The organism is Hymenobacter glaciei, assembly GCF_039539585.1.
GTDB classification, from domain to species: domain Bacteria; phylum Bacteroidota; class Bacteroidia; order Cytophagales; family Hymenobacteraceae; genus Hymenobacter; species Hymenobacter glaciei.
The window spans coordinates 62,007-73,717 of record NZ_BAABDK010000023.1; the positions used below are offsets into that span (position 1 = coordinate 62,007).

Consider the following 11,711-nt stretch of genomic DNA (forward strand, 5'->3'; position numbering starts at 1 on the left):
GCAGCAGGGTGGGGCTTACTGCCAGGTGTCGTTGCGCGTCATGCTGGTGCCGCTGGGCGTGAAGGTGCGGTTCGAGCCGCCCTCGTACAGCACGTTGCCGGCCGCGTCCTTGCGGATGTACTTGAACTGCACCGAGGTGCCGCTGGTCAAGTTGATGGTGCCTTTCCACACGGGGTAGGCCGCGCCGCTGAGCTTGATGGCGTTGGCCGTGTTCCAGGCGCCGAGCTGGGCGGTGCTGCCCAGCACGTACACATCCTGGCCGCTCACGGTGCCGCTGTACGTCACGTTGAAGGCCACGGCCGTGGTGCCGGTAGCCGGCGGGGTGGTGGTGCCACCGCCCGGTACCCACACCGCGTAGGAGCGGGCGCCCACCGGAAACACCGCGTACCCGCTGGCGTTGGTGGTGATGGTGCCGCCGTTGTTGCCGGTGGCATCGGTGAGGGTGGCGTTGGCGAAGGGCGTGGTGATGCCCTTGCTGGCCGCGCTGCTGCCATCGTTCAGCAGCATCAGCAGGCCCTTGTGGGTGCTGTCGCCGGCGCGCGAGTAGGCGTACACGTTGGCGTCGTTGGTGCTGGTGTACTCGGCGGCCGCGCCGTAGGCATTGGCCTTGCGGATGGCCATGAGCTTTTTAAGCTGGGCACCCAGGCCGTACTCGTAGTAGTCGCGGTAGAACACGCAAGGGTAGCCCTTGTGGCGGGTGAGGATGTAGGCGTAGGCCAGCATCTTCAGGTTGGAAACCGGCGAGTAGAGCGCGCCGCCCTGCTGGTCGGTGTCGTGGTTGTCCACGAAGCTCACCGACAGCGCGCCGTTGGCCTCGGTGAAGCCGGCAAACTGCAGCCCGCGCATGTCCCAGGCGCCGTTGCCGTTGCTCATGTCGTTGAACAGGTAGTGCAGCGGCACGTCGAACAGGCTGGTGCGGCCGCCGGTGCTGGCGGCGTAGTTGTTCATGTCGCCGAGGTTGCGGAACCAGGCCTCGCTCACCGCGAAGCGGCCCGAAGTGCCCTTCACCGCATCGAGCCACTGGTTCACGAAGGGCGTGTACATGTGCTTGGTCGCGTCGAGGCGGTAGCCATCGAGCCCGAGCTTGGCCGTCATCCAGTTGCCCCAGTTGATGGTCTCGTTCACGTTCGAGGCGTTGTTGTTGTACTGCACTTCCGAACCCAGCAGGTTGTCGTAGGCGTCGCCGTTGGCGTAGGGCTGAAAGTCGTAGGCTTTCCACTGGTACCAGCCGTTGTTGGGCGCCTGCTGCGTAGCGGTGAAGTTCTGCCAGTGCCACTGGTAGCTGCTGTAGGTGTTGTTGCGGCCGGGGTAGGTGAAGCTGGTGTACACGTTGTACTGGCCGTTGGCGAGCTCCTGCGCGTCGGCCGAGGTGAAGTGGTTCATCACCATGTCCTCGTACACCTGCACGCCCTGCCCGTGCAGCGCCCCAATGGCGCTTTGCAGCTGCCCAATGGTGCCGTAGCGCGTGGCCACGGTGCCCTTCTGGTTGAACTCGCCCAGGTCGTACCGGTCGTACACGCCGTAGCCCACGTCCTGCGCGCCCGAGCCTTTGTAGGCCGGCGGCAGCCACACGGCCGTGATGCCGGCCTGGCTCAGCTCGGTGGCTTTGCTGCCCAGGTTCTGCCACCAGGTGCCGGCGGGCGTGCTGATGGGCGTGTTCCAGTAGAAGCCCTGCATCATCACCCCGTTGGCCACGGTGGCGTTCGCTGCAGTGGGCGCTATCGGAGCCGGCGCACCGGCATTTGGGTTGAGGTTTTCCTTGGCACAGCCGCCGAGCGCGAGCAGGGCAACGGCCAAAGCTGCGCGGCTGGTACCGCTAAGCAATGCTTTCATGTTGGTGGGAATTTTGGTGAGAAATGCTGCAAGGTATTAGCTGAGCTATATCTCTGCAAAGTTCAAAATCCGCACGTGCTGGCGTCGGCCAATTTGCTGAAGTGATATTTTAGATAATTATAATATTATCGCGCAATACAAACGTTTGCAATTGTATTGATAACAAATAAGTCGCTTTAAAAATAAAATTACAGAAAAGGTGAGTGCTCACTCATGAAATCGGGCAATCGATTACATTGGAAATGTTACAAACGTTTGCGCAAAATGATTAGGGGCAGACGAATGTCGATTGCCTGCAGCAGGAGGTAGGGGCGGGACCTGCCCCCGCCCGTCGGTGAACAAAACACACTGGCATCGTTCACCGACGGGCGGGTACGACCCCGCCCCGACATAGTTCAGCTTGTATAATGTGCTGACGACCGCTACTCGCCTACGCGGCCCGTGCCCAGCCACCGCGCCACCGGGTAGCGGTTGTGGCCCGGCTCGTGGTAGGCCGAGTTCTGGTACACCCATTCGAGTTGGGCGGGGCCGTTGGTGGCGAAGGCCGGGTTGGCGGCTTTCAGCTTTTCCAGCCGCTCGCGCAGGCTCGCGTCTTGGGCCAGCAGGTCGGCGGCGAGGTCTTCGAACACGTAATCGGAGAAATGCTCCTTCTGTTGCAGCACGCTGTCGAAGAACCCCCACGCGAAGAAGGAGTCGGTGGCCTGGGGCTCCAGCGTTTCCACGACGTAGCGGCTGGGGGCGGTGGCGTTCAGGTACACCACCCAGTCGCCGGCCAGGTAGGTGAGGGTTTCGGTAGCGGTGCGCAATTGCACCTGGCTGTGCAGGTAATGGCCCTCGTAGGACTTGGGCGTCGTTTTGAAGTCGGTGAAGTAATACACTTCAACCGGTACGGACACGTCGTGGGTTAGCGGCTCGAGGGTGGCCCCGGCGCGGCGCAGGCGCTCGGCCACGTCGGCCCAGGCCTGGGGAATGATGTAGGCGGTGGGGCGGCGGGCCGTGGCGGTGCTTTTGGCGGTGTTGTAGTAGGGCACGGGCCGGGTGTAAGGCGCGGCGCGGTCGTAGTAGAGGCGGGGCTGCCCGCTCACGGCGCTGGGTTTGTGCTTGCCCTCGTAGCCCCGGAACTGCACGGTTTCGTGCTGGCTCTCGTCGATGGTCCAGGCCAGCGGGAATTCAGCCTGGGTGGCCTGGGCCGCTACCGCGGCAGCGCGGGCGGCGGCCAGCGCGGGCGCCTGCCGGTCCACGGTTTCGAGCATGGTCAGCAGGAAGTCATACGTGGAATGCACGCGCGGCGCGAAAGCCTTCAGCATGTGCGTTTCGGGCATGAAGCCGATGGTGTTGAACAGGGCCGCGTAGCCCGTACTGTAGCGCGGCGACTCCAGGAAAGCCCGCAGCCCGCTCTCGGGCGTTTCGCCTTCAAAATCGACGTAGGGCGTCATGGGCCACTTTTTCTGGTCCATGCCTTTGTAGAGTGCGGGCAGCATCTCGGCTTGCAGGTACTGGCCCAGCGCCGGGGCCAGCTTGCTATGCTGGGTGGCAATCAGCGTGATGGTATACTGGTAGTCGGCGCCGTTCGAAGTGTGGGTTTCCACGAAGACATCGGGTTGCCATTTCTGAAACAGCTGCGCAAACGAGCAAGCATTGCGCGAGTCCTGTTTGATGTAGTCGCGGTTCAAATCGAGGTGGCGGGCGTTGCCCCGAAAGCCGTAGGCCTCGGGCCCGTTCTGGTTCACGCGGCTGGTCGAGTTGCGGTTCAGCATGCCGTCGATGTTGTACACGGGCACCAGTACGATGGTGACGTGTTCGAGCAGCTTGCGCAGCTTGGGCTGTTGCAGCAGGTCGCGGGTCAGCATCATGCTCGCGTCGATGCCCTCGGGCTCGCCTGGGTGAATGCCGTTTTGAATGAACAGCACCCGGCGGTTTTTGCGGCGGATACTGGCCGGGTTGGTGTCGCCGTCAGCACTCAGCACCACTTCGTGCAGGGGCTGGCCGCTGTCGGTGGGGCCGGCTTCGGCCAGGTGCATCTGGGCCGGGTAAGCCGCAGCCAGCTTCTGGTAGTAGGCGATGCACTCGGCGTAGGTGGCCGTGGTATTGCCGGCTTTGTCGTTTTCGAAAGGCGTGCGCCAGGCGGGCGCCGGGGCGGCAGGGGTGGGAGCGAGGGCCATGAGCGAGCTGAGCAGAACGGTAAACATGGGTGCAAAAGAACGGCGTAGTTTCGCAGCATGAAGTATTCGATTTTGCCAATGTTCTGCCTGGGCGTGTTGCTTGGTGTGGCGGGCTGCAACTCCCCGGCGGCCCGTTCTCCGGCGGCGGCGCACCCCGCCCGTCCGGCTCCAAAGCCCCTGCCCGCTACTCTACCCACTGCCTCACCCGCCGCGGCCTTCGTGCAGTCCGTGAGCTTCCAGTACCTGACCGAAAGTGCCTCCAAGCCGGACTGCCAGGACGCCGCCGGTAATTCCCGGTCGCTGGACGTTGACTTGCAGTTCCTGCATTTGCTGGGGCCCGATACCCTGCGGCCGGCCATCCAGAAACTGCAGTGCCCGCCCCCCGCTCAGCGCCGGGCCCTGGTGCAGCAGGAGTTGCAGCAACTGCAATGTGGCGGCGAGGACGAGGACACGCAGTACAGTTCATCCGCTAGTTCCTCGGTCAATTACAACGCCAACGGCGTGCTTTCCCTCCTCGTATCAGAGTCCACCGACTCGGGCGGGGCGTATCCCCAGACTAATAATTATCCCCTCACCTACGACCTGGCCACGGGCAAACTTTGTGAAGTCAAGCAATGGCTTCGCCCCGGAAAGGAACGGGCCTTCCGCCAACTGCTCACGAAGTACTTAATGGCTGATTCTACGGGCAAAGACTTTGTTGCTTATAATACGACCGATGAGGAGCCTAAGCCTTATGTGGTGGAGCAGGTGCCTAGCCTGGGGTTGAACGATAAGGGGGTATATTACTCACTCGGCGATTTAGGCGCACCCCATGTTATTGAAGGGGTGGACATCACCATTCCCTACGCGGCCCTGCGCTCCTACGTGCTGCCCGGTACGCCCCTGGCCCGGGTGGTAGCCGCCCATAGCCGCTGAAGCGTACTACTGGGCGATAGGGCTCTGGAGCCATGCTCTACCTTTGCTTCCCGCTTGTTTCACTACCTGTATTCTTATCATCGCAATGGCTCGCCCACTTATTCTCGTTTCCAATGACGACGGCATCACCGCCCCCGGCATTCGCCACCTTGTCGAAACCATGCTGGCCCTGGGCGCCGAAGTTGTGGTGGTTGCCCCCGATTCGCCGCAGTCGGGCATGGGCCACGCCATCACCATTGGCAGCGCCCTGCGCCTCAACAAAAACCCGGTTTTTGGCCCCGACGTCGAAGCCTACGAATGCTCGGGTACCCCGGCCGACTGCGTCAAAATCGCCAAGCACTACATCCTGCAGGACCGTACTCCCGACCTCGTCGTGTCGGGCATCAACCACGGCTCCAACGCTTCGGTGAACGTGCTGTACTCGGGCACCATGTCAGCGGCCATCGAGGCGGCTATTGAAGGGCTGCCCGCCATCGGCTTCTCGCTTTGCGAGTACGGACCGAATGCTGACTTCTCGCACACCACCGAGTGGGTGGCGCAGGTATGCCGCCACGCCCTCGAAAACGGCGTGCCCGCCGGCACGGCCCTGAACGTAAACATCCCCAAGAATTCGGATACGCCCATTGCCGGCCTGCGCCTGGCCCGCCAGGCCCGCGCCAAATGGGCCGAAAAATTCGACCGCCGCCTCGACCCCTATCAGCGCCCATACTACTGGCTGATGGGCACCTTCGAAAACCTCGACCCCGGCACCGACACCGACGAATGGGCCCTGGCCAACAACTTCGTGTCCATCGTACCCTGCCAGTTCGACCTCACTGCAACCCACGGCCTCGCGCACCTCAGCCAGCAGTGGGCGCTGCCGCTGCCTGAGGCTGGCGCTGCTGCCTCACCACCCCAGCCCATTGCCTCGGAAGACTACGGCGTGGCGAACCAAAATTAAGGCGTTTGTAGAAAAGCGCCTGCCCGTCATGCAGAGCGCAGCGAAGCATCTCGCGTGGGGTAGAAATTCATTTACTATTGCACGCGAGATGCTTCGGCTGCGCTCTGCATGACGTTCTTTTTAACCACTAACCACTAACCACTAACCACTAACCCGCCCGGTGCCGCACGGTGTGCACCGTTTTGTGCGGCGTAGGTGCCACCGACGACTTGCGTACCACAACGGGCAAAACGGGCTGGCCCGGAGTAGGCCACTGATGGTGGTGCAGCGCGGCTACTTCGGTGCCGAGCGCGATGACCAATACCAGCAGCAGGCCAATGAACAAGAGCCTAAGATGAATGCGCACGGGCTGAAGAATCAATGCCCGAAACTACCGCGCTAACTATGAAGCCGGCATGAACCCCGCCACCAACTTCACCGAGGGCTGGAAATCGAGGATGAAACTGGTGCCCTGGCCCAACTCCGATTCGGCCCGCAGCGTGGCCCCGTGGAAGGTGGCAATGGTTTGGGCAATGGGCAGGCCCAGGCCGTAGCCTTCGGGCAAGTTGGGCGCTGTGCCCTGAAAGCGCCGGAACCGGTCGAATAGAAACGGCAGGTTTTCGGCGGCAATGCCGGGGCCGGTGTCCTCAACCCGCAGCGTGTAGCCGCCGTTGGGCGTCGCGTGCCCGGTTACCCGAATGCGCCCGCCCTCGCGGTTGTACTTGATGGCATTGGAGAGAAGGTTGCGCAGCAGCGTGTGCAGCAGGCTGGCGTTGGCGTGCGTGCGCTCATCGGGGCCGGTCAGGGCTACTTCCAGGGCGATGTCGCGCTGCTGGCGGCGGTCGTCAAGCTCCTCGGCTACATCGGCTACCACGGTGGAGAGGCGCACGGCTTCGTTGCGCAGGTACTGCTCGTTTTCGATGTTGGCGATGAGCAGGAGGGTGCGCACGGTGTCGCGCAGGCGGTAAAGCGTCCGCTGCGACTCCACAATCTGCTGGGCGTGGGCCTCGGGCAGGGTGGGGTCCTGCAGCATGTTTTCGAAGCGCGATTGCAGGATGCTGGCCGGTGTGAGCAGCTCGTGGCTCACGTTGCTCATAAACTCGCGCTCCTTGGCGAAGGCCGACTGCACCTGCCGCATCAGCGAATTCAGCCGGTCGTCGAGTCGTTGGAAGTCGGTGGTGTCGGTTACAATCGTCTCAAAATCGAAGTCCGACGGCTGGCGGATGCCGCGCAGCTTGCGCAGCATCAGCTCGCGCAGGGGCTCCAGCAGGTAGTGCGCAAAGGCCGCGTCGGACACCACGGTAAGCAGCGAGGCTGTCACCAGTACCCACAGCGCCAGGTTGCGCAGCGTGCCAGTAAGCAGCTCCACCGTTTCGAGCGACGAGCCTATTTCGACCCGGAATGCGGGCTGGCCCGCGGCCCCGGCCGGCCGTGCAAAGCTCAGAATGCGAAAGTCCTCCACTTCCTGGTCTACTTGCCGGGGCTCCTCAAAAATGCGCTCGGGGGGCAGCGACTTGCTCGCCGGCAAGGGAGTGAGGCTGATGTATTCCTGCTTGAAGATGTTGTAGTCGGCGTACGTCTCGGCCCGCTCGCCGCGTTCAAAGGCCTGCAGGCCGTCGCGGGCAATGAGGGCCAGCACGTGCTGCTTCTTGTCGCGCAGGTGCAAATCCGTGTGCGCCACCGCCACCCGCTGCACAATAGGCGGAATCACCAGCGCCCCGAGCAGCACCAGCAGCAGCTTGGAAAGGGCGTTGAACAGGGCCAGCTTGGCTTCGAGACGCATAAGTAATGGTCTAATACGTACAGACGACCCTGCTGCTTTACGCCGGATGAATGCGCTACTCCGCCGCCCGGTAGCCAATGCCGCGTACGGTCTCCAGAAAATCGGCGGAAGCGAATTGGGCCAGCTTCTTGCGCACGTTTTTGATGTGCACGTCGATGTAGTTCGAATCGGAATCGTCTTCGAGCACGTTGCCCCACAGGTGCTCGCCCAACTGCAAGCGGGTAAGTACCCGCCCGCGGTGCAGCAGCAGGTAATGGAGCAGGTCGAACTCCTTCTTGGTGAGGGGCACCTCCTGGCCGTCGTGGCGCACAATGCGGGCGTTGGCATCCATGCTGAAGCCGGTGCCGAAGGCAATTTCGGGGCGCTTGAGGTTGAACTTGCGCCGCGTGATGGCCTGCATGCGGCTGGTGAGTTCGAGCAGCGAGAAGGGCTTGGGCAGGTAGTCGTCGGCCCCCAGGTCGAGGCCGCGGATGCGGTCGTCGAGGGCCCCGCGAGCGGTGAGGATGATGAACGAGGCCTCTTGTTTGTCGTTCAAGCGGGCCTCCTTCAGCAGGTCGAGCCCATCGCCGCCGGGCAGACCCAGGTCCAGCAGCACGAAGTCGTAGCTGCTCACGTAGAGTTTTTCCGAGGCCTCCGCGTAGGTGTAAGCCGAGTCGACCAGGTACTGGGCCTGCAGCAGAAACTGGCGCATTTCCTGGTGCAGGCTTTTTTCGTCTTCGATAAGCAGAACGTGCATGGGATGGGAGGAACGGGATGAAAAGGAAGGGCCAGGCCGGGCGGCGATACCAGCACAACATACGACAGCCAATCCTGAACAGTAGATGAAGACACCGCCACAATTTCTGGTTTAACAGCCTGCCGGACCCGAAAAAAAACCTTAAATTGCTGACACGTTCTCTTTTTGCTCACACCCTTTCCACACTATGAATAACTTGCTTACCCGATTATCAGCCCTTTGCGTGCTGCTAGTGTTGCTCGCCAGCGTTGCCAGCCGGGCTCAATCCCCAGCCGCGCGCCAGAAAGGCAAGACGAAAATCAAGCCGCTCATCACCACGGTTTACATCCTGCGGCACGCCGAGAAAGACACCACCGTGGCCAACAATCCCGACCCCGAGCTCTCGGCCGCAGGCCGCACCCGCGCCCAGGCCCTGAGCCAGATGCTGGCCAAGCGCCAGCCGGCTGCCCTGTTCACGACCGACACCAAGCGCACCCGCGCCACCCTGGCCCCGCTAGCCGCTGCGCTGAAGCAGGAGCCCCAGACCTACGACCCCAAGCGCGGTCGCGACCTGGCCGACCGCGTCCTGAAAGAGTTTGCGGGTAAGTCGGTGGTTATTGTGGGCCATTCCAACACGGTACTCTCGCTCATCGACGACTTCGGCGGCGTTCCACCGGTCGATGAAATCAAAGATTACGAATACGACTACCTGTTCACCGTCCGGGTGGCCGAAGGCATGCAGCCGACCGTGGAAACCCGTGGCTACGGCGCCGAGCGCCGCGAGCCGGTGGCTGCCCGCCTGCAAAGGGCCAAGGAAAAGGAAATGAAGATTCAGGCCAAGGCGCAGGCCAAAGCTGTGAAATAACGGCTAACTACTTTCCTCAATACCCCGGCCGCCGGCGGTGTTTGCGTGCATTCGGCCTTCCGAATGGGCCCAAACACCGTCGGCGGCTGTACTTTCGCCCGGCTGCGGTACTTGCTACCCGGCTTCTTTGCTGACCCGCTATGTCAATTATGCTGAAAAATATGTTGTTGGGCGCGGGTGCCGCGCTGCTGCTGGCCGCGCCCGCCGCGCAAGCTCAGGCTCGTAAAAAAGCGAAGCCTGCTGGCAAGCCCGCAGTGTACGCCACGGCCGCCCGGCCCGACCGCACCGATTCGCTGGCCATGCGCCGCCTCTTTGATGAGGCCCTGCTGCGGGGCGAGAGCTACGAGAACCTGCGCTACCTCACCGGCACCATCGGGCCGCGGCTGTCGGGCTCGCCCCAGGCCCAGCAAGCCGTGGAGTGGGGCAAGGCCACCATGGAAAAAGCCGGTTTCGACCGCGTGTATCTGCAGGAGGTTATGGTGCCCCACTGGGTGCGCGGCGGCAAGGAGCGGGGCGAAATCGTGGGTAATAAAGACAAGGGCATCAAAGTGCCCGTTTGCGCCCTGGGCGGCTCGGTGGGCACCGGCGGCAAGCTGAAGGCCGGCGTGGTGGAAGTACACAGCCTGGAAGAGGTAAAAAACCTGCCCGACGAGGCCGTGAAAGGCAAGTTCGTGTTCTACAACCGGCCGTTCAACGACGCCCTTATCGAGCCCGGTTCGGCTTACGGCGGCGCCGTCGACCAGCGGGCAATGGGCGCTATTGAGGCGGCCAAACGCGGCGCCGTGGGCGCCCTGGTCCGCTCGATGACCAGCTCCCGCGACGACTTCCCGCATACCGGCACCATGCGTTATAACGAGACCGTGCCCAAGGTGCCCGGGGCGGCCCTCAGCACCAATGCGGCCGACCGCCTCAGCCTGCTGCTTAAGGCGAACCCCGAACTGCAGTTTGAGCTGGAAATGGAATGCACCACGCTGCCCGACGAGAAAAGCTACAACGTAGTAGGCGAAATCAAGGGCAGCAAATTTCCCAATGAAATCATCACGGTGGGCGGCCACCTCGACTCGTGGGACCTGGCCCAGGGTGCCCACGACGACGGTACCGGCTGCGTGCAAAGCATGGAGGCCCTGCGGCTGCTGCGCGCCGCTGGCTTTAAGCCCGAGCGCACCATCCGGGCGGTGCTGTTTATGAACGAGGAAAACGGCAACCGGGGCGGCATCGAGTACGCCCGCCTGGCCCAGCAGAACAAAGAATTTCACGTGGCTGCTATCGAGAGCGACGGTGGCGGTTTCACCCCACGCGGCTTCACCCTGGAGGCTGAACCGGCCACGGTAGCTAAAATTGCGCGCTGGGCCCCGTTGTTTCGGCCCTACCACGCCGCTGATATGCTGCCCGGCCACTCCGGCACCGACATCGAGCCCCTGGAGGCCGCCGTGCACCCCAAAGCCCTCATTGGCTATAAGTGCGACTCGCAGCGCTACTTCGACATCCACCACACCGCTGCCGACACCTTCGATAAGGTGAACCGCCGCGAGCTGGAGCTGGGCGGCGCTGGCATGGCCAGCCTCATTTACCTGCTGAGCAAATACGGGTTGTAAAACCTGATATTTCGTAAAGGAAAACGGCCCTCCCTGCGCAAGCAGAGAGGGCCGTTTTTCTTATTGTCTACAGCTAGTTCTGTCCTAAAATCGAAAACAGCTCGTCCAGCTTCGGCGTCAGAATGATGTCGGTGCGGCGGTTGAGGGCCTTGTTGGCGGGCGTGTCGTTAGGAGCCAGGGGCAGAAATTCGGCCCGGCCCGAGGGCGTCACTTGGCCTGGGTCCATGCCGGCGGTAGTCAGCAGGCGGGTGATTTCGGTGGCGCGCATCACGCTCAGGTCCCAGTTGTCGCGCGCGCCGCTGGCAGTGGCCCCCTTAATGGGCACATTGTCGGTGTGGCCTTCCACCAGCACGTTCACATCTTTGTTGTCTTTGAGAGCCACGGCCAGCTTGCGCAACGCATCCTGGCCTTTGGGGTCTACTTTGGTCGAGCCCGATTTGAACAGCAATTGTTCCGACAGCGACACGTACACTTTGCCATTCTTCACGCTCACCTGCAAATCCTGGGCGTTGAAGCCCAGCAGGGCATCCGACACGCGCTGGCGCAGGGCTTTAGTCGCAGCGTCTTTCTGAATCAGCGCATTTTGCAGGTCGGCAATGCGGGCGTTTTTGCTTTGCAGGTCGGCGTCTTTACTCTGCAAGTCGGCGTTTTTGTTACGGATGTCCGTTTCGGCATCGCCCAGGTTCTGGTTTAACTGGTTTACCTGCTGGCTTTTGGTGAGGAGCGAGCCGCGCAGGGCGTCCTCGTTGCGGGCTTTGTCGGCGGCAAGGGCGGTTTTTTCTAGCGTTAGCTGGTCGCGCGATTTGGTGAGGTCGGCGTTCTGCTGTTGCAGGGCGGCAATTTCTTTTTGGTTGCAGCCCGGCAGGCCCAACAGCGTGGCGCTAACCATTAGGGTGGGGAAGAAGCGAAAATTCATGAGTGAGA

Annotated in this window: 10 protein-coding genes; 4 read left to right on the forward strand and 6 right to left on the reverse strand. The window is 62.3% G+C overall.

What is annotated here, in order from left to right; translation table 11 throughout:
• Positions 1-15: 15 nt before the first annotated feature.
• Positions 16-1,833, reverse strand: a complete 1,818-nt coding sequence (locus ABD837_RS14870) for an alpha-amylase (protein ID WP_345056000.1) — start codon at positions 1,831-1,833, stop codon at positions 16-18.
• A 422-nt stretch (positions 1,834-2,255) separates the two neighbouring features.
• The gene (locus ABD837_RS14875) at positions 2,256-4,022 is read right to left on the reverse strand and encodes a M14 family metallopeptidase (protein WP_345056002.1); all 1,767 of its coding nucleotides are present in this window, start codon (positions 4,020-4,022) and stop codon (positions 2,256-2,258) included.
• A 30-nt stretch (positions 4,023-4,052) separates the two neighbouring features.
• On the opposite strand from ABD837_RS14875, the gene ABD837_RS14880 reads away from it, so the two are divergent.
• Together ABD837_RS14880 and surE are read left to right on the forward strand one after the other, a co-directional pair.
• Positions 4,053-4,910: a hypothetical protein gene (locus ABD837_RS14880; protein ID WP_345056004.1), complete on the forward strand. Its 858-nt coding sequence runs from the start codon at positions 4,053-4,055 to the stop codon at positions 4,908-4,910.
• Positions 4,911-4,995: 85 nt separating this feature from the next.
• Positions 4,996-5,850, forward strand: coding sequence for a 5'/3'-nucleotidase SurE (surE, locus tag ABD837_RS14885; protein ID WP_345056006.1), 855 nt, complete (start codon positions 4,996-4,998; stop codon positions 5,848-5,850).
• A 148-nt stretch (positions 5,851-5,998) separates the two neighbouring features.
• On the opposite strand, the gene ABD837_RS14890 is transcribed toward surE, so the two are convergent.
• From ABD837_RS14890 to ABD837_RS14900, 3 genes are read right to left on the reverse strand one after another with little or no spacing between them, the layout of a single operon-like run.
• Positions 5,999-6,175, reverse strand: a complete 177-nt coding sequence (locus ABD837_RS14890) for a hypothetical protein (protein ID WP_345056008.1) — start codon at positions 6,173-6,175, stop codon at positions 5,999-6,001.
• 57 nt (positions 6,176-6,232) lie between these two features.
• A complete protein-coding gene (locus tag ABD837_RS14895) occupies positions 6,233-7,612 on the reverse strand; it encodes a sensor histidine kinase (protein WP_345056010.1) in 1,380 nt (459 codons plus the stop codon).
• A 55-nt stretch (positions 7,613-7,667) separates the two neighbouring features.
• Positions 7,668-8,348 carry a response regulator transcription factor gene (locus ABD837_RS14900; RefSeq protein WP_345056012.1) on the reverse strand — a complete coding sequence of 227 codons (681 nt, stop codon included), beginning with the start codon at positions 8,346-8,348 and terminating at the stop codon, positions 7,668-7,670.
• 187 nt (positions 8,349-8,535) lie between these two features.
• Between ABD837_RS14900 and ABD837_RS14905 the strand changes: the two genes are divergently transcribed.
• Positions 8,536-9,192, forward strand: coding sequence for a histidine phosphatase family protein (locus ABD837_RS14905; protein WP_345056014.1), 657 nt, complete (start codon positions 8,536-8,538; stop codon positions 9,190-9,192).
• Positions 9,193-9,332: 140 nt separating this feature from the next.
• A complete protein-coding gene (locus ABD837_RS14910) occupies positions 9,333-10,787 on the forward strand; it encodes a M20/M25/M40 family metallo-hydrolase (RefSeq protein ID WP_345056016.1) in 1,455 nt (484 codons plus the stop codon).
• 73 nt (positions 10,788-10,860) lie between these two features.
• Here the strand turns inward: ABD837_RS14910 and ABD837_RS14915 are convergent, their stop codons facing one another.
• A complete protein-coding gene (locus tag ABD837_RS14915) occupies positions 10,861-11,703 on the reverse strand; it encodes an OmpA family protein (RefSeq protein WP_345056018.1) in 843 nt (280 codons plus the stop codon).
• Positions 11,704-11,711: the final 8 nt, after the last annotated feature.

Coding starts and splice junctions, on each gene's coding strand:
- ABD837_RS14880 (WP_345056004.1), top strand. CDS start 4,053: ATGAAGTATTCGATTTTGCCAATGTTCTGCCTGGGCGTGTTGCTTGGT.
- surE (WP_345056006.1), top strand. CDS start 4,996: ATGGCTCGCCCACTTATTCTCGTTTCCAATGACGACGGCATCACCGCC.
- ABD837_RS14900 (WP_345056012.1), bottom strand. CDS start 8,348: ATGCACGTTCTGCTTATCGAAGACGAAAAAAGCCTGCACCAGGAAATG.
- ABD837_RS14910 (WP_345056016.1), top strand. CDS start 9,333: ATGTCAATTATGCTGAAAAATATGTTGTTGGGCGCGGGTGCCGCGCTG.
- ABD837_RS14915 (WP_345056018.1), bottom strand. CDS start 11,703: ATGAATTTTCGCTTCTTCCCCACCCTAATGGTTAGCGCCACGCTGTTG.
- ABD837_RS14905 (WP_345056014.1), top strand. CDS start 8,536: ATGAATAACTTGCTTACCCGATTATCAGCCCTTTGCGTGCTGCTAGTG.
- ABD837_RS14875 (WP_345056002.1), bottom strand. CDS start 4,022: ATGTTTACCGTTCTGCTCAGCTCGCTCATGGCCCTCGCTCCCACCCCT.
- ABD837_RS14870 (WP_345056000.1), bottom strand. CDS start 1,833: ATGAAAGCATTGCTTAGCGGTACCAGCCGCGCAGCTTTGGCCGTTGCC.
- ABD837_RS14895 (WP_345056010.1), bottom strand. CDS start 7,612: ATGCGTCTCGAAGCCAAGCTGGCCCTGTTCAACGCCCTTTCCAAGCTG.